This is a genomic window from Streptomyces sp. NPDC051243 (assembly GCF_044455405.1).
Lineage (GTDB): Bacteria > Actinomycetota > Actinomycetes > Streptomycetales > Streptomycetaceae > Streptomyces.
On record NZ_JBITES010000014.1, the window covers coordinates 172,900 to 189,710 of the forward strand.

Sequence of the window (16,811 nt, forward strand, 5' to 3'; positions counted from 1 at the left end):
GAGGGAAGTGATCCCGTTGTCCGTCGCCTGGGACGACATCGGCGGGCTCGTCGATGCCCACGAACGTTTCCTCGCCGGCTCACTGGTCGAGTCGGACGTCAGGGACCCCGTGCTCGACTCCTGGAAGCGTTGCCGCTCCGCCGGGCTCGAACCGCACCGGCTGCTGGTGCGCTACAGCGCGGACGTGGCGCTGGAGGACCGGCTGCTGCGCGCCGTCGACCCGGTCCTGAAGGACCTCTCGGCCTCCCTCGCCGATGTGGGCATGACGATCGCGCTCTGTGACGGGCAAGGGCGTATGGTCCAGCGGCTCGGCGGTGGCCGGAAGCTGTCCGAGCGCCTCGACGAGGTGCGGTTCGCGCCCGGGTTCGATGCCTCGGAGGCGGTCGTGGGCACCAACGGCGTCGGCACCGCGCTCGCCGTGCGCGGCCCCGTCTACGTCGCCGGCCGGGAGCACTTCGCCGACTGCCTGCAGCCCTTCGCCTGTGCGGGGGCGCCCGTCCGCGACCCGCTCAGCGGGCGCATCGAGGCCGTCCTCGATCTGACCTGCCTGCGCGACCAGGGAGACCCGGCGATGGTGCGCATGGTCCGCGAGGCCGCACAGAACATCGAGGCCCGGCTGCTGGAGCAGGCCACCCAGCGCGAACGCGCGCTCCTCGCCGCGTACCGGCGGGCCGACGGCCATGCGCGGGGCTGGCCGAAGCAGCCCGACGAACCGCCGCCGGACCTGGGCGGCGGCGCCCTCGCCCGGATCGACCTGGCGGCACTGCGCGAGAAGGCCGAGGAACTCCTCGCCGCACCGCACCGCACCCTCGACGAGATCACCCTGCCCAGCGGCCGGACCGCCACCCTGTGGCGCCGGCAGGTGCGGGGAGCGGCGGGGGAGAGCGGAGTCGCGGTGGAGGTGCGGGTGCTGGGCGGGCCTCGCCTGAACCATGTGCGGCCGGCGTCGCCGGGCGGATACGGCGGACAGGGGCTGGACGCGTCGGCCGCGCAGGGCTCGGGAGGGTCGCCGCGGCGGGGTGCGGGCGGGTCGGCGGCCGTGCGGGGGCCGGGCGGGTCGGTGGTTCGGGGTACGGGCGCTGCTGTCGCCCAGGGCACTTCGGGGCCGGCGGTGCGCGGTCCAGGTGGGTCGGTGGCGTATGCCCCGACCGCGCTGAAGGCTTCCGCGCCAGCCGCGCCAGCCGCGCCAGCCGCACCAGCCGCGCCAGCCGCACCGACCGCGCCCGCGGCGCCCTCCGCGACCTCGGGGACCACGGCGGCCTCCCCACCGACAGTGCCGACGACCCGGGTTGTGCCGCCCATGTCCGCCGCGCCCGCGCCACCCGCACCGGCACCCACACATCCCGCCCCCGCCTCCGCGCCCCGGCCCGCCACCCTCCCCGAGCCCGACCCGGACGGTGCCGGTGCCGAAGGCTGGCTGCTCCTCGTGGGTGAGCCCGGCGTCGGGCGGCTGGCCGTGCTCGCGCGGCGGCGGCTGGAGCTGCTGCACGACGCGAGCGTCCGTATCGGCACCACCCTCGACGTGACCCGCACCGCGGAGGAGCTCGCCGAGGTGACCGTCCCCCGGTTCGCCGACTTCGTCGCGGTGGACCTGCCGGACTCCGTGCTGCGCGGCGAGGAGCCGGAAATGCTCGGCGGCCGGACCCCGCTGCGGCGGGTGGCCATCCGCGCCGTGCGCAAGGACCCGCACAACCTGTACGACGTCGGCGATCTCGTCGAGTACGTCCCGTCCACGCCGCAGGCCTGCTCCCTGGAGACCAGGAAGTCCGTGCTGGAACCCGTCCTGTCCGAGGCGGGCGGCTGGATCGCGCAGGACCCGGAGCGACTGGAGCGGGTGCTCGCGGCCGGCATCCACTCACTGATCACCGTGCCCCTGCGGGCGCGCGGCACGACCCTCGGCGTGGTCAGCTTCTACCGCTCCCTGCGGCCCGCCCCCTTCGAGGACGACGACCTCTCCCTCGCCCAGGAGCTGGTCGGCCGCGCGGCGATCTGCATCGACAACGCCCGCCGCTACACCCGCGAGCACAACACGGCGCTCACCCTGCAACGCAGCATGCTGCCCAGGGGCCGCCCCGAGCAGAGCGCCGTCGAGGTCGCCTACCGCTATCTGCCCGCGCAGGCCGGCGTCGGCGGCGACTGGTTCGACGTCATCCCGCTGTCCGGCGGGAGGGTCGCGCTGGTCGTGGGCGACGTCGTCGGGCACGGCCTGCACGCCGCCGCCACGATGGGCCGACTGCGTACCGCCGTCCACAACTTCTGCTCCCTGGATCTGCCGCCCGACGACGTCCTCACCCACCTCGACGACCTGGTCGGCCGGCTCGACCGGGGCGAGGGCTGGGCCGCGGAGAGCACCCCCGACTCCGGCATCGTCGGCGCCACCTGTCTGTACGCCGTCTACGACCCGGTGTCCCGGCACTGCACCCTCACCCGCGCCGGTCACCCCCAGCCCGCGGTCGTCTCGCCCGACGGCACGGTCGACTTCCTCGACCTGCCCTCGGGCCCGCCCCTCGGTCTGGGCGGCATGCCCTTCGAGACGGTCGAGCTGGAGCTGGCCGAGGGCAGCCAGCTCGTGCTCTACACCGACGGCCTGATCGAGGACCGGCACCGCGACATCGACGCCGGCCTGGACAAGCTGCGCGCCGTGCTGGGCTGCGTCGGCCGCCCGCCGGAGGAGACCTGCGAGGCCGTTCTCGACGCCCTGCTCCCGGCCCGCCCCGGCGACGACGTCGCCCTGCTCGTCGCCCGCACCCACGCCCTGGGCGCCGACCGGGTGGCCCAGTGGGACCTGCCCAGCGACCCGGCGGTCGTCTCCCGCGCGCGGGTGGCGGTCACCGAGCGGCTCGCCGCCTGGCACCTCGACGAACTCGCCTTCGCCACCGAACTGATCGCCAGCGAACTGGTCACCAACGCCATCCGCCACGCCACCGGCCCCCTCCAGCTCCGCCTCCTGCGCGACCGCGCCCTGATCTGCGAAGTCTCCGACGGCAGCAGCACCTCACCGCGGCTGCGTCGCGCCCGCACCGAGGACGAGGGCGGCCGCGGCCTGTTCCTCGTCGCGCAGCTCACCGAGCGGTGGGGGACGCGGTACGCACCGGACGGCAAGGTCATCTGGACCGAACAGCCGTTGCCGTGACGCTGCCGCTGGGGGCTGCCGCCCCCGGACTCCCGCTTCGGCCCCCGAGCTCTCCGGCGGCCGGCGGCAACGCGTCGTCCTCGCCCAGGCCCTGGCCCGGCACAGCGCGGGCCCGGACAAGAGCCGACCCCCGGGCGCGATCGCTGAGGAGACGGGAAGGCCTCGGCGAGTGGCCCGGAGGTCGGCGGCTTCTGGGCGCGTCCTCGGCTACGACCTGGTCGGCAGGCGTCGGCGGCGCGGACGGGCGGTGGCCCGCGCGAGTAGCAGGTGGATCTGGCGCACCGCCTCTCCGGGGTGCGTGGCCGGGGCGGCGAAGGCCAGTCGGGTGTCGTGGTACGCGTCCGGTGTCTCCACGCGCAGCACCAGCCCGTGCCGGTCGAGCCGCAGCGGACGTATCTCCGTCGCGCCCAACTGGAGCCGGGGCGGAAGCAGCCGGGCGAGCGGGGCCACGGTATCGGCGTGGGCGGCGTCCATCCGGGCCAGCATCTCCGCCTCGTGGGTGGCCAGCGGGTCGGGGGAGGCGAGGGCGAGTCGGTCGAGGCCGACGACGGTCGTCCCGTCGTCGGCCGTGAGCACGGCCCTGGCCGCGTTGAACACCAGCGCCCTCGGCCCGAGGGCGGTCAGCCGGCCGCCCAGCGTCAGCCGGGCGCGCACTCGTTCGCGTACGGCGACGGGGGCGATGTCGGTGAACTCCACCAGGGCGGCCAGATCCCCTTGCGGTGCCGACGCGAGCTCGGCGGCGATGGGTAGCGCGTCCGGCGGGTTCTGCAGCAGCAGCCGGGCGGCGGCGTCGACGGTGTGCAGGCCGATCAGGTCGACACGATGGCCGTGCGTGGTGATGGTCAGCGAGCCGGCCGCCGAGAGCACCGAGCGGGCGCGCTCGGCGGGCGTCGGCTCGGGGCAGGTGGCAGCAGACATGGGAACCTTTCGAGCCCGTTGGGGTTCAACTTAGGTAAGCCTAACCTATTCTCGCCTGTTGCGGGGTCACCAGCCCGTCAGCAAAAGGTGATTGACGAGCAGCGCGAGCACCGCCTGCGCCGCGAGCCAGGCCCGCGCCCCCGTCAGCAAGGCGCAGGCGGGCAGCAGCCACAGCGCGAACGGCAGCCAGATCCGCTCCGTCTCCGCCTTGCTCATCCCCGACAGGTCGGCGACGACCATCGCGACCAGCGCGCCGAGCACGAGCACGCCGAGGCGGAACGCGGCCGTTCCGTTCCCGCGCGCGATCACCGTCCCGGTCCGCCGCAGCCCCGCCGCCGTCGCCAGGCCCACCACCAGGACCTGACAGGCGAGGTTGGCCCAGACCCAGTAGGCCTGCGGCCGGATGCCGCCGGCGCCCTGGTTGTAGCGGGTGACCAGCAGGTCGTACGCCTCCCACCAGTAGAAACCCGACGCCGTGAACACGACCGGCACGACCGCGAATCCCGCGAGCGCGAAAGGGAGGGGCCGGGTGCGCTCGGAGCCGAGCAGCAGGACGGCCGCGGCGATCACGACGAAGAGCGTCAGGCCGTACGACAGATAGACCGTCAGGCCGAACAGCAGGCCGGAGGCCAGGCCGGTCCAGCGCGGCCGGTGCCCCGTCACCGCGAGCGCGAGCAACGCCACCGCCCAGGCCGCGACCGCCGCGAAGTAGCCGTCGGCGGAGGTGCCCATCCACACCGCGCCCGGCACCAGGACGAGGAACGGGGCGGCGCGGCGGGCGAGTTTCTCGTCGGCGAGGGTGCGGACGGTGACCAGGATGCCGAGGGCGGCGGTCGCCCCGACCGTGATGCACCAGACCCCGGCCCACGCGCCACCGCCCAGCCCGACGCGGTCCAGGTAGACGAAGGTGAGGGTGGCCGCCGGGGGATGCCCGGCGATGTGCGCGGGCCAGTGCTCCGGTGAGGCACCGACCACGATGTGCCGGGTGAAGTCCCGCAGCGTCTGGGGGATGTCCTGGAAGCGGTCGATGACCTGCAGATACTCGTACCGAGTGGTCAGCCGGCGGGCGATGCCGCGCTGCCAGCCGTCGATGAGCGCGAGTGACCAGGTCCAGGCCATGCCCGCCACCCAGACGGCAAGGAGCAGCCCGCGCCAGGACAGCCGGGCGGCCACGGCCGGGCCGTACGCCACGACGGCGACCGCGACGGCGATCGCGGCCGGGGTGCCCGGGCCGGTGTGCGGTCCCCAGTCGGCCAGGAGCGGCGGCCAGTTGACGAAGAGGGTGCCGTCCCGGTGCTCGATCGCGGTGCCGAGCAGGGCGGCGACGGCGAAGAGCAGGGCGGCGGCCGCGACGGCGTACAGATCGCGACGGAGGTCTCGGCGGGTGTCGGGTCGGGCGTCGGGGCCGGCCCCGGGCAGGAGATCGCGGGTCACGTCTTCGACGCTAGGGCGCCCGGCGTCCGCCGGACGCGTGACGGGCGCGGACGTCAGAGATTCGTCATGGTCCGCTACGGCTTCTCCGGCTCCGTCTCGGCCTACGGTCACCCCATGCCGATGTCCTCTCCCTTTTCGCCCTCCTTCTGGCGCAGCCCGCTGCGCGGCCCCTGGCTGACCTCGTGGCTCGGCATCGTGCTGCTCGGCGGGATCACAGTGCTGTTCGTGACGGGGCTGGTGTCCTACGCCGCCTACAACCCGAACCTGTCACCGGTGAACGACAAGACCCCCGACAAGGGGATCCTGGGCTTCTACCTCTTCCCCTGGCCCACCGACCCGCACTGGCTGTACCGCCTCAACCAGGGCGTCCACGTCACGCTCGGCATCACGCTGATCCCGGTGCTGCTGGCCAAGCTGTGGTCGGTCGTACCGAAGCTCTTCACCCTGCCGCCGGCCCGGTCGCTCGCGCACGCGCTGGAGCGGATCTCGCTGCTGCTCCTGGTGGGCGGCGCGCTGTTCGAGTTCGTGACGGGCGTCCTCAACGTCCAGCTCGACTACATCTTTCCCGGCTCCTTCTACACCCTGCACTTCTACGGGGCATGGGTGTTCTTCGCCGCGTTCGTGGCGCACGTGGCGCTGAAACTGCCCATGACGCTGCGCAACCTGCGCCGACTCCGGGAGGAGAGGAGCGAGCTGGTCCCGGCCGATCCCGCCGAACCGACCGTCTCCCGACGAGGCGCCCTCTGGTTCGTCGGCGGCGGCTCGCTGCTGCTGTTCGTCACGACCGCCGGCCAGAACTTCGACGGCGCCCTGCGCCGCACCGCCCTCCTCGCCCCGCACGGCGGCGCCGAACCGGGCAGCGGGCCGGGCGGCTTCCAGATCAACAAGACGGCCGCGTACGCCGGGATCCGCGCGGCCGAGACCAGCGAGGAGGCGTGGCGGCTGGTGGTCGAGGGGCGCGGCGGACGGACGGTCCGCCTCAGCCGTGCCGACCTGCTCGGCATGCCCCTGCACAGCGCGGCGTTGCCCATCGCCTGCGTGGAGGGCTGGTCGACGTCGGACCAGTGGTGGCGAGGGGTGCGGTTGCGGGACCTGGCGGCGCTGGTCGGCCACGCCGAGGACCCGCCCGACGTCTTCGTGGAGTCGCTCCAGCGGCGCGGCGCCTTCCGCCGGGCCGCCCTGCGGGCCAACCAGGTCGCCGACTCCCGCTCCCTGCTCGCCCTGTTCGTCAACGGCGAGGACCTGACCCCCGACCACGGCTACCCGGCGCGGATCATCGTGCCGGCCGCGCCCGGGGTGCTGAACACGAAGTGGGTGGCGCGGTTGACGTTCGGAGACCTGTGATGCGACGACCCGGGATCCGGATCCCCCTCGGTAGCCCCCTCCAACTCCTCCTCCTCGTCTGTTCGTTCGCCCTCACCGGCTATGCCGGGGTGCGGCTGCTGGAGGGGGACTGGTTCGAGGTCGCGCTGTGGTTCGTGGGCGCGGCGGTCCTCCACGACCTGGTCCTGGTGCCGCTGTACGGGGCGGCCGACCGGGTGCTGCTGCGCGGGTTCGAGGCGGCCGGAGCCCGCAGGTGGATGCCGTACGTCCGTGTCCCCGCCGCGTTGTCCCTGCTGCTCCTGCTGGTGTGGTTCCCGCTGATCAGCGGCCGGGTCGCGGACCGCTACGCCTCCGGCACGGGCCTGTCCCCGGACGGCTTCCTGGCCCGCTGGCTGCTGATCACGGCCGTGCTCTTCGGGGGTTCGGCGGTGTTGCTCGTGCTCCGCCGACGTCGCCTCGCCCAGAAGGTTGTACACCTGCCGTGAATTCCACGTGTGTGAATCGACACACCTCCGGCCCGTGATGTTCCTGATCCGGCATCCGCTTGATCACTCGGGGGGACCAGAAGCAGTCCCCCCGACCGACCGAGCGAAGGGGTGGGGGTCCCATGAGCCCAGGGGACGGACGTGTCCAGGGCGCCGGAGACATGCGCTCGTGCGCCACGGCGTTCGTCACCCGCGTCACAGGCCGCAACCGGCTGCCGCTGGACTACTCCGTGGCCAGCCTGCGCGTCGTGGACTTCCTGATCGACGGGCTGCGCAAGGGCGGGGCGGAGCGCGAGCAGGTGCGGGAGACGCTGTTCGGGGTCGGCGCCTACGTCGGTGAGGTGCTGGTGCGCCGCGCGGGCGCGGTGTGGGTGGACTTCGACGCCGGGCAGCGCGCCTATTTCGGGCAGCCCGTCGGAGTGCGGATGCCGGACGGGCGGGTCTGGAACCCGCTCGGCAAGGTTCACAATCGGTTCGACCTCGGCGGACCCGGAGAATCGCTCCAGACCTTCTATCTGACGCTGCACGGTCGGGCCAGGAGAGCCGCCGCGTGAGGAAGACCATGAGAAGGACCTCTGCCGCGCTGGCGGTGCTCCTCGCCGCCGCGCTGACCGGCTGTGCGGAGTCGACGGACGAGGGGAAGCCCGTCGACTCCGCACAGCCCAGCTCCCAGAGCCCGCAGGCCGCCCCCGCCGTGCCCGAGCCCCGCACCGCCACCGAGTTCCTCGCCCGCGCCGAGGAGGCGATGGACGGGCAGAAGGGCTGGACGTTCGCCGTGACGGGCCGCGAGGGCCTGGTCATGCAGGGCCAGGAGAACGCCGCGACCTACACGGCCACCGTCCGCCGTACCACCGACGACCCGTGGGCACTGCACTCCACGGGCACCATCGTCAGCAAGGGCGTGAGCAAGCCCGAGGAGATCTACGTCGCCGACGGGACGGCCCACGTCAAGAAGGGCACCGCCCCCTGGCAACACGGGCCCCTCGACGACCCCGAGTTCGCGGACAAGGTGGAGGACCCCCTCGCCGCGCTCGACGCCTTCCGGGGATACGGCGACGACGTCACCCTCGCCACGCCGGAGGACGGCCGGGTCGAACTGCGCGTCCGTACGACGACCGCCCCGCTGACCGGCGTTCGGGACCAGGCCGTCGTGCAGAAGGCACTGCGCGAACTCGCCCCGACCCTGCGGCAGTTGCGGGCGGCCGGCGTCGCCGCGCCGGAAAGCGGGATCGCCGTGGACGGGGTCGAGGAGTCACTCGTCCTCGACACCTCGACCTACCGGGTCACCGCCCACACCTTCACGTGCACCTTCCTGATCCCCTACGACGGGCAGCGCATCCGGTACGAGCAGGAGGTGACCGAGCGGACCACGGGGACGTACGACGGGACCGTCGAGCCGCCGGACGGGATCAGCTGATCGACCCGGCCGACCGTCCCCCGGATCACGCCGCCCGTGCCTGCGCCGAAGCCACCGGAAAGCCCTCCGTACGGACGACCCGCCGCTCGGCGTCCACCGCGAACACCTCGCAGCCCTCCCGCGCGGCGGCCCACGCGACGCCCTCCGCGCCCATCGCGAACGCGGCGGTCGCCACCGTGTCGGCCAGCGTGAGCGAGGACGCCACGACCGTGAGGGACAGCAGGCCCGTCGCCGCGAGCCCCGTGCGGCCGTCGATGATGTGGTCGCCGCGCTCGTAGCGCGCGGACGTCGCGATCGCCCCGTCGGTCAGCCCGGCCACCACGCACACCTTGTCGGTCTGCTCGGGGTGCCGTACCCCCACCCGCCAGGGCCCGCCGGAGGCGACCACGTCGCCCCCGGCGTTGAGGACGAAGCGCCGCGCGCCCGCCGCCTTCAGCAGCTCGGCCGCCCGCTGCACGGACCAGCCCTTCACCACCGCGCACGGATCGAGCCCGCGCCCCGGCAGCCGTACGTCGAAGGCGCCGCCCGTGGCGATCCGGTATTCCTCGCACAGCCGCAGCACCTCGTCGAGGTCCGCGCTGACGTCGCCGCGCGCGATCTCACCCCGGTCCAGCCGGCAGACCTCGCTGTCCGGCTTGAACGGGCTGAACCGGGCGTCGACCTCGCGCAGCCACGTGAACACGGCGTCCGCGGTCTCCTCGCCGACGTGCGCGTCGTCGACCCGCAGCGAGACCGGGAACCCCATGACGTGTTCGACTCGGTGCATGACCATCAGCCCTTCGCGTCGATCGCGGCCTGCAGGGACTCCCTGTAGCCGTCGCTGGTGATCGTGGCGCCGGAGACCGTGTCGATGTCGGCGCTCTGGGCCTGAAGCGTCTCGGCGATCAGCTTGGGGACGGCGGCCGTGGTCTGCGGGTGGTCGGGCTGCTGGAGCATCTTCACGGCCGTGATCTCGTCGCCCTCGAAGGTCACCTGGACCTGCACCGGGCCCTTGTCGGTGTCGATCGTCGGGCCGTCGACCGTCTGCGACTGGGAGGCGGCGGCTGCGGAGGGTGAGGCGGAGGAGGACGAGGACGCCGACTCCGCGTTCGCGTCGATGGCGGCCTGCAACGACTCCCGGTAGCCGTCGCTCGTGATGGTCGCGCCGGAGACCGTGTCGATGTCGGCGCTCTGGGCCTGAAGCGTCTCGGCGATCAGCTTGGGGACGGCGGCCGTGGTCTGCGGGTGGTCGGGCTGCTGGAGCATCTTCACAGCCGTGATCTTCGTGCCCGCGAAGGTCACCTCGACCTGCACAGGACCCTTGTCGGTCTGGATGGTCGAGCCCTTGACGACCGTGCCGCCCGAGCCCGACGCGGCCGACGAGGACGCCGAGGGCGTCGAGGCCGGGGCGGCGGTCCCCGAACTCGCCGTGCCGAGGGACGGCTCGTACATCCAGACCGGGACCAGGCCCGCGATGCTGAGGACCAGGACGGGTATCGCTCGCTTCACTGTTTCTTCCTCGTCCTTCTCAGCCGGCCAGGCTGAAACGCTCGAAGTGGACCTGCTGCTTGGGCACGCCCAGCTCGCGCAGGCTGCCGATCACCGCGTTCATCATGGGCGGCGGTCCGCAGAGGAACACATCCCGGTCCGTGATGTCCGGAACGAGCCGCCGCAGCTCGGCCGGGGCCAGCTTGTCCGGTGTGACCGGGCCGGTCACCAGGTGCAGCTCGGCGCCCTTGGCGTGGGCCAGTTCCACCAGCTCGCCGTACAGGACCGCGTCCCGGTCCGTGGCCACGCGGTAGATCACGACCGCGTGGCCGTGCAGCTCCTCCAGCAGTGCCCGGATCGGGGTGACACCGACGCCACCCGCGATCAGCAGCGCCTCCGGCCGGGTGCGGTGCATGGCGGTGAAGGCACCGTAGGGGCCCTCGGCGAAGACGCGCGTGCCGACCTTCATGTGCCGCAGGGCCGCGGAGCCGTCACCGGCCGCCTTGGCGGTGAGCCGCAGCGTGCGGCCGTCCGGGGCGGCCGACAGGGAGAACGGGTTGGCCTGCCACCAGCGGTCCTTCGTCAGGAACCGCCACAGGAAGAACTGGCCGGCCCGCGCGGGCAGCTTGTCCAGGTCACGGCCGGTGACGTAGACGGAGACGACGTTGTCGGACTCGGCGACGACGGCCGACACACGGAACTGGTGACGCCAGTTCCGCCACAGCGGAAGCACCAGACGGCCGACGAACACCGAACCGAGGGCCACGCCCCACACCGCGTACCAGTACGCCGTGGCGGCGGAGGACGAGGTGAAGGACGTACCGACCGCGACCTGGTGCGTGAACGCCAGGACCACCGCGACGTAGGTGTACAGGTGGATGAAGTGCCACGTCTCGTACGCCAGCTTGCGCCGCGCGAACCGGGCCGAGACCACGCCGATGACGATGATGATCCCCAGCGCGACCACGGCGCGCAGCACGCCCTCGACCGTCTCGGCGAGGTCGATCAGCTGGTTCACCGGGTCCAGCGAGGACGACTCGGCGTAGCCGAAGGTGATGAACACGGCGTGCGCGAGCAGGGCCCACAGGACGCTGAAGCCGGTCCAGCGGTGCCAGGAGGTCAGCCGGTCCATGCCGATCCGGCGGTCCAGCCACGGCAGCCGGGCCACCAGCACCAGCTGGAACGCCATGAGCAGCGCGCCGAACAGGCCGGTGAGGCGGCCGAGCACGATGAGCGTGTTCGAGGCGAAGCCCGCGGCGAAGAAGAAGTAGAGGACCACGGCAACGTTCGCGGCCAGCACGGCGTACAGGCCCGTGCGGGCCACCACCCTGGGGCGTATCGCCGTGGGGGGCGCAGCGGGTGATTGGACGGTCGTCACGGCGACAGCTCCTTGATCTCAGTCTGTGGCTTCCGAGCTTGTCCGGAGGGTGCTGTCGAAAAGCTGTCGTTGTTCTTTCAAGTGTTTATCGATGTGGTCGCGGGGTCCTACCCGCCGCCGAGGACGGGCGCCGGGTGCCGCACTATGAACGGGTGGAGAAAGTACGCCTGCTGGTCGTCGACGACGACCCGCCCATCGCCGATCTCGTCGCGACGGTCGCCCGCTACGAGGGCTGGGAGGCGGTCACCGCGAACTCCGGTGAGGAGGCGCTGCGGCGGGCCGCCGAGTTCCACCCGGACATCGTGGTGCTGGATCTCATGCTGCCCGACGTCGACGGCTTCGGCGTCCTGGACAGGCTGCGCGCCGCCGGGACCATGGTGCCCGTGGTCTTCCTGACCGCCCGCGACGGAGTCGCCGACCGGGTGGCCGGACTGACCCGCGGCGGTGACGACTACCTGGTCAAACCGTTCGCGGTGGAGGAGCTGATGGCCCGGCTGCGGACCGTGCTGCGCCGCAGCTCCGGTCCCGGCTTCCAGCGTTCCGTCCTTCGGGTGGCGGACCTCACGATGGACGAGGACACCCGCGAGGTGCGCCGCGGCGACCGGCAGCTCACCCTCACGCCCACCGAGTACGAGGTGCTGCGCTATCTGATGCGCAAGTCACCGACCGTGCTCACCAAGGCGCAGATCCTCGACCATGTGTGGGAGTACGGCTTCGGCGGCCGCTCCAACGTCGTCGAGCTGGTCGTCAGCCGGCTGCGCCGCAAGCTCGACGACACCGGCACGCCCCTGATCCACACGGTGCGCGGCTTCGGGTACGTGATCCGGCAGGCGGCCGAGTGATCGGGCGGCTGCGGCGGACGTATCGCGGGATGCGGCTCGGGACCCGGCTGGCGCTCGGTCTCGGCGTGCTGTCGCTGGTGGTGTTCGGGGTGGTCGGCACGGCGCTGACGACGTACATGCGGGACTACCTGTCCAACCAGCTCGACACGCAGCTGGCGCAGGCCCAGATAGCCCAGTCCAAGAGCCTCGCGGACTACGGCACGCTCTCGGGCAAGAAGTACTACAGCTGGTTCTACGCCGTGTACGACGTGGCCGACGGCACCCCCGAGCTGCGCAGGCCCGAGGACCCCGCCGACCTGCCGGAGGACGTCGACGACTTCACCGCCGTGGCCCGGGCGCAGACCACCGCGGACACGGAGGTCCTGCGCACCGAGCACCTCGGGCACGCGGGCCTGTACCGGCTGCGCGCCTGCGAGGTCGAGCCCGGTTTGGTGCTGGTCAGCGCCGCACCCCTGGCCGAGATCGAGGACACGGTGGACCAGCTGGTCATCATCCAGGTGGTCACCTTCGGGCTGGCGCTGCTGGCCCTGGTCGTCTTCGGGCGGGGCATGCTGCGGCGCGGCCTGCAGCCGCTGAGCGACATGGCGCACACCGCCCACGACATCACCTCGCACGACCTGACGGACTCGGCCCGGCTGCCGGTGCGGCACGACGGGCGCGGTGGCGGGCCCGAGGTGGAGGAGCTGCGCATCGCGTTCAACACGATGCTGGAGCACATCGACGACTCCCTCGCGGTGCGGGCGGAGGCGGAACAGCGCCTGCGCCGCTTCGTGGCGGACGCCTCGCACGAGCTGCGTACACCGCTGATGTCGGTACGGGGCTACGCGGACCTCTTCCAGTACGCCGCCGCCAACGCCCCCGGGGAACGCGACAAGCACCTGGCCCGCCTGCGCGCCGAGGCCGCCCGCATGGGGTTCCTGCTGGACGACCTGCTGCTGCTCGCCCGCCTGGACGCCGCGCAGGTCGAGACGCCGCTGCGGCCGCAGGAGGCGGACCTGGTGGAGCTGGCCGAGCAGGCCGCCGACGCCTTCCGGGTCAGCCACGCCGACCACCCGCTGACGGTGGCCCTTGGCCCCGGCTCCCTCAAGCTGCGCCTGGACCCCCAGCGCATCCGCCAGGTCCTGGACAACCTCCTCACCAACGCGGCGATGCACACCCCGGCCGGCACCCGGGTGACCTTGTCGGTGTCGGTGGCGGCCGGTATGGCGGTGGTCCGCGTCGCCGACGCGGGCCCCGGCATCCCGCCCGCCGACCGCGCGCGTGTCTTCGACCGCTTCTACCGCGTCGACAAGGCCCGCAGCCGGGACCGGGGCGGCAGCGGGCTGGGGCTGGCGGTCGCGCAGTCACTGGTGCGGGCGCACGGCGGCAGGATCGACCTGGCCGGCGAGCCCGGGGCGACGGTGTTCACGGTGACGGTTCCGCTGGCGGCCGGAGCTCTTACGAACCCGTGACACGGCGGGCGTGGAGCGGGCGCGAGCGCGGGTCCTCGCCTTAGCGTCGGCCCATGCGCGTACTGGTCACCGGCGGTGCCGGGTTCATCGGGTCCCATGTCGTCGAGGCGCTCGCGGAGCGTGGTCACGAGCCCGTCGTGTACGACGTGCTTGCCGACCCCGAGCACGACGTACGCGATCCCGACGCCGTCCGCCGGGCCCTGACCGGCGTCGACGCCGTGTGCCACCAGGCGGCGATGGTCGGCCTCGGCGCCGGCTTCCAGGACGCCCCGGAGTACGTCTCGCGCAACGACCTCGGTACGGCCGTGCTGCTCACCGCCATGGCCGACGCGGGCGTACGGCGGCTGGTGCTGGCCGGGTCGATGGTGGTGTACGGGGAGGGCCGGTACGAGTGCGCCCGGCACGGCGTGGTGCGGCCCGGCCCCCGTGCCGTCGCCGACCTGGACGCGGGCCGGTTCGAGCCGCCCTGCCCCGTGTGCGGTGCCGACCTCGCCCCGGGCCTGGTCGGGGAGGACGCCCCGGTCGATCCGCGCAACGTGTACGCGACGACGAAGCTCGCCCAGGAACATCTGGCGGCGGCATGGGCGCGGGCCACGGGCGGCACGGCGGTGTCGCTGCGCTACCACAACGTCTACGGGCCGCGCATGCCCCGCGACACCCCCTACGCCGGGGTGGCCTCCTTCTTCCGCTCGGCACTCGCACGCGGCGAGGCACCGCGCGTCTTCGAGGACGGCCGCCAGCGGCGGGACTTCGTCCATGTACGGGACGTGTCCGCCGCCAACGTGGCCGCCCTGGAGGCGACTTCGGCGGCGCTGCACGGGGGCGCCCTCACGGCGTACAACACCGGCAGCGGCGACCCGCACACCGTCGGCGAGATGGCACACGCGCTCGCGGCGGCGCACGGCGGCCCCGAGCCCGTCGTGACAGGGGAGTACCGTCTGGGCGACGTACGGCACATCACGGCGGACTCGTCGAGGCTGCGGGCCGAGCTGGGGTGGAAGCCCGAGGTGGCGTTCGCGGAGGGGATGCGGGAGTTCGCGGAAGCCGGCCTGCGGGGGCCTAACCGCCCATGACCGGTGGTGCTGCCCGCCTTCAGGAAGCGGCGGTGGGCAGCACCACCTCGAAACGGCAGCCACCGGGGACGTTGCGTACCGTGGCCAGCCCGTCGTGTGCCTCCACGATGCCCCGCACGATGGCGAGACCCAGACCGGCCCCGGCCGGGGGCGTACGGGCGTGCGTACCGCGCCAGCCCGTGTCGAAGACGCGCGGCAGGTCCTCCTCGGGAATGCCGCCGCAGCCGTCGGTCACGGACAGCACGACGCCCTCGGACGAGCGCTCGGCGGCGACGGCGACCGTACCGTCGGCCGGTGTCCGGCGGATGGCGTTGACCAGCAGATTGCCCAGCACCCGGCTCATCTCCTTGCCGTCCACCTCGACCGGAACGGGTTCCACCCGCCCGCCGACCAGCCGTACCCCGCACTCGCGCGCCAGCGGGTCCGCGCCCGCGAGCGCGTCGCCGACGAGGTCGTACAGGGAGATCCGGCTCGGGCTCAGCGCCAGCGTCCCCGCGTGGATGCGGGACAGCTCGAACAGATCGCCCACCATGCCGTTGAGGCGCTCGACCTCCATCCGGATCTGCCTCAGGTAGCGGTCGGGGTCGGCGGCCACCCCGTCCTCCAGGGCCTCCGCCATCGCGCGCAGGCCGGCCAGCGGGGTGCGCAGGTCGTGCGAGATCCAGGCGACGAGCTCGCGCCGGGAGGACTCCAGGGCCCGCTCACGCTCCCGGGACTCGGCGAGTTTCGCACTGGTCGCCTCCAACTCACGGCTCAGCGCGGCGAGTTCGGCGGTGGCGGGGCCGTCCGGCGAGGTGAAGTCGCCGCCGTCGCCGAAGGAGCGGGCGGCCAGCGCGAGGGCGTGACTGCGGGCGGCGACCCAGCGGCCGAGCAGCACCGCGGTGGCCAGGGAGACCACGGCCGCCATGGCGACGACGGTCGTGACGACGGTCAGGTCGTGTCCGGACAGGAACATCGCCTGCGCGACGGCGAGCGTGCCCGCGAGCATGGCCAGGACGCCGACGCCCGCGACGACGGCGAGGTGCGCGATGAGCGAGCGGCGCCGGATCAGCCGGAGCACACAGGCGCCGAGCAGTCCGGCGGCCGCGGCGCCGAGGAAGGCGAAGAGGGCGATCAGGAGGGTGTCGCGCATGGTCACGCCTTCTCGTCTGGAGCGGTACCGGTGGTGTCGAAGCGGTAGCCGACGCCCCACACGGTCTGGATGAGCCGGGGCCTGGCCGGGTCGTCCTCGACCTTGCCGCGCAGGCGGCGGATGTGGACGGTGACGGTCGACAGGTCGCCGAAGTCCCAGCCCCACACCTCGCGCATCAGGTCCTCGCGGCTGTAGACCCGGCCCGGATGGCGCAGGAAGAAGGTGAGGAGGTCGAACTCGCGGATGGTGAGGGCGAGTTCGGCGCCATCCTTGAGGGCGCGGCGGGCCGCCGGGTCGACCGAGAGCCCGGCCGCGTGCAGCACGTCCCGCGGCTGGGCGTGGCCCGGTCGGGCGCGACGCAGCACCGACTCGACGCGCAGGACGAGTTCGCGGGGACTGAAGGGCTTGGTCACATAGTCGTCGGCGCCGACCTCCAGACCGAGGATCCGGTCGTCCTCGTCGCCGCGCGCTGTGAGCATGATGACCGGCACGGGTCCCCGGCCGCGCATCCGGCGGCACACCTCCAGGCCGTCCATGCCGGGCAGCATCAGGTCCAGGACGACGAGGTCCGGCCAGTGCGCGGCGGCCCGGGCGAGGGCGTCGGGGCCGTCGCCGGCGTGGTCCACGACGTAACCGGCGCGGTCGAGGTAGCCGGAGACGACCTCGGCGACGGTCGGGTCGTCGTCCACGACCAGGACCCGGGCCCCGGCCTGCGCGTTCGGCTGTTGCTGCTCCATGCCGCCAGCCTCGCGCCCCAC

General features: G+C 73.1%; 15 protein-coding genes. 8 read left to right on the forward strand and 7 right to left on the reverse strand.

Annotated elements, in window-relative coordinates; genetic code table 11:
• The first annotated feature begins 7 nt into the window (after positions 1–7).
• Positions 8–3,133, forward strand: coding sequence for a SpoIIE family protein phosphatase (locus ACIBAG_RS32740; RefSeq protein WP_399110073.1), 3,126 nt, complete (start codon positions 8–10; stop codon positions 3,131–3,133).
• Between the two features lie 207 nt (positions 3,134–3,340).
• Here ACIBAG_RS32740 and ACIBAG_RS32745 read toward each other — a convergent pair whose 3' ends face one another.
• Positions 3,341–4,051, reverse strand: a complete 711-nt coding sequence (locus ACIBAG_RS32745) for a DUF2470 domain-containing protein (protein ID WP_399110075.1) — start codon at positions 4,049–4,051, stop codon at positions 3,341–3,343.
• 66 nt (positions 4,052–4,117) lie between these two features.
• Complete coding sequence (locus ACIBAG_RS32750; RefSeq protein ID WP_399110076.1) at positions 4,118–5,485, reverse strand: hypothetical protein; 1,368 nt, start codon at positions 5,483–5,485, stop codon at positions 4,118–4,120.
• A gap of 114 nt (positions 5,486–5,599) precedes the next feature.
• Here ACIBAG_RS32750 and ACIBAG_RS32755 point away from each other — a divergent pair, with 114 nt between their 5' ends.
• The 4 genes from ACIBAG_RS32755 (at position 5,600) to ACIBAG_RS32770 (ending at position 8,710) form a co-directional block, all read left to right on the forward strand.
• Positions 5,600–6,829: a molybdopterin-dependent oxidoreductase gene (locus ACIBAG_RS32755; protein WP_399110078.1), complete on the forward strand. Its 1,230-nt coding sequence runs from the start codon at positions 5,600–5,602 to the stop codon at positions 6,827–6,829.
• On the forward strand, positions 6,829–7,293 hold the full coding sequence (locus ACIBAG_RS32760) for a hypothetical protein (RefSeq protein ID WP_399110079.1): 465 nt from the start codon (positions 6,829–6,831) through the stop codon (positions 7,291–7,293). Before ACIBAG_RS32755 ends, ACIBAG_RS32760 begins: the two co-directional genes overlap by 1 nt.
• Before the next feature lie 122 nt (positions 7,294–7,415).
• The gene (locus tag ACIBAG_RS32765; protein ID WP_399110081.1) at positions 7,416–7,847 is read left to right on the forward strand and encodes a hypothetical protein; all 432 of its coding nucleotides are present in this window, start codon (positions 7,416–7,418) and stop codon (positions 7,845–7,847) included.
• Between the two features lie 8 nt (positions 7,848–7,855).
• Complete coding sequence (locus ACIBAG_RS32770) at positions 7,856–8,710, forward strand: hypothetical protein (protein ID WP_399110082.1); 855 nt, start codon at positions 7,856–7,858, stop codon at positions 8,708–8,710.
• Positions 8,711–8,735: 25 nt separating this feature from the next.
• Here the strand turns inward: ACIBAG_RS32770 and ACIBAG_RS32775 are convergent, their stop codons facing one another.
• From ACIBAG_RS32775 to ACIBAG_RS32785, 3 genes are read right to left on the reverse strand one after another with little or no spacing between them, the layout of a single operon-like run.
• On the reverse strand, positions 8,736–9,476 hold the full coding sequence (locus ACIBAG_RS32775; protein ID WP_399110084.1) for an FAD:protein FMN transferase: 741 nt from the start codon (positions 9,474–9,476) through the stop codon (positions 8,736–8,738).
• 5 nt (positions 9,477–9,481) lie between these two features.
• Complete coding sequence (locus ACIBAG_RS32780; RefSeq protein ID WP_399110085.1) at positions 9,482–10,198, reverse strand: FMN-binding protein; 717 nt, start codon at positions 10,196–10,198, stop codon at positions 9,482–9,484.
• Between the two features lie 19 nt (positions 10,199–10,217).
• Positions 10,218–11,555 carry a ferric reductase-like transmembrane domain-containing protein gene (locus ACIBAG_RS32785; RefSeq protein ID WP_399110087.1) on the reverse strand — a complete coding sequence of 446 codons (1,338 nt, stop codon included), beginning with the start codon at positions 11,553–11,555 and terminating at the stop codon, positions 10,218–10,220.
• Between the two features lie 152 nt (positions 11,556–11,707).
• On the opposite strand from ACIBAG_RS32785, the gene ACIBAG_RS32790 reads away from it, so the two are divergent.
• From ACIBAG_RS32790 to ACIBAG_RS32800, 3 genes are read left to right on the forward strand one after another with little or no spacing between them, the layout of a single operon-like run.
• A complete protein-coding gene (locus ACIBAG_RS32790; protein WP_399110088.1) occupies positions 11,708–12,397 on the forward strand; it encodes a response regulator transcription factor in 690 nt (229 codons plus the stop codon).
• Entirely contained in the window at positions 12,394–13,848 is a 1,455-nt protein-coding gene (locus ACIBAG_RS32795) for an ATP-binding protein (protein WP_399110090.1), read from the forward strand. The genes ACIBAG_RS32790 and ACIBAG_RS32795 overlap by 4 nt, the downstream gene beginning before the upstream one ends.
• Positions 13,849–13,901: 53 nt before the next feature.
• Entirely contained in the window at positions 13,902–14,921 is a 1,020-nt protein-coding gene (locus tag ACIBAG_RS32800) for an NAD-dependent epimerase/dehydratase family protein (RefSeq protein WP_399110092.1), read from the forward strand.
• 19 nt (positions 14,922–14,940) lie between these two features.
• Here the strand turns inward: ACIBAG_RS32800 and ACIBAG_RS32805 are convergent, their stop codons facing one another.
• On the reverse strand, positions 14,941–16,053 hold the full coding sequence (locus tag ACIBAG_RS32805) for a sensor histidine kinase (protein WP_399110093.1): 1,113 nt from the start codon (positions 16,051–16,053) through the stop codon (positions 14,941–14,943).
• Between the two features lie 2 nt (positions 16,054–16,055).
• Positions 16,056–16,790, reverse strand: a complete 735-nt coding sequence (locus tag ACIBAG_RS32810) for a response regulator transcription factor (RefSeq protein WP_399110095.1) — start codon at positions 16,788–16,790, stop codon at positions 16,056–16,058.
• Positions 16,791–16,811 lie beyond the last annotated feature (21 nt).

Coding starts and splice junctions, on each gene's coding strand:
- ACIBAG_RS32745 (WP_399110075.1), bottom strand. CDS start 4,051: ATGTCTGCTGCCACCTGCCCCGAGCCGACGCCCGCCGAGCGCGCCCGC.
- ACIBAG_RS32755 (WP_399110078.1), top strand. CDS start 5,600: ATGCCGATGTCCTCTCCCTTTTCGCCCTCCTTCTGGCGCAGCCCGCTG.
- ACIBAG_RS32760 (WP_399110079.1), top strand. CDS start 6,829: ATGCGACGACCCGGGATCCGGATCCCCCTCGGTAGCCCCCTCCAACTC.
- ACIBAG_RS32765 (WP_399110081.1), top strand. CDS start 7,416: ATGAGCCCAGGGGACGGACGTGTCCAGGGCGCCGGAGACATGCGCTCG.
- ACIBAG_RS32770 (WP_399110082.1), top strand. CDS start 7,856: ATGAGAAGGACCTCTGCCGCGCTGGCGGTGCTCCTCGCCGCCGCGCTG.
- ACIBAG_RS32775 (WP_399110084.1), bottom strand. CDS start 9,476: ATGCACCGAGTCGAACACGTCATGGGGTTCCCGGTCTCGCTGCGGGTC.
- ACIBAG_RS32800 (WP_399110092.1), top strand. CDS start 13,902: ATGCGCGTACTGGTCACCGGCGGTGCCGGGTTCATCGGGTCCCATGTC.
- ACIBAG_RS32805 (WP_399110093.1), bottom strand. CDS start 16,053: ATGCGCGACACCCTCCTGATCGCCCTCTTCGCCTTCCTCGGCGCCGCG.
- ACIBAG_RS32810 (WP_399110095.1), bottom strand. CDS start 16,790: ATGGAGCAGCAACAGCCGAACGCGCAGGCCGGGGCCCGGGTCCTGGTC.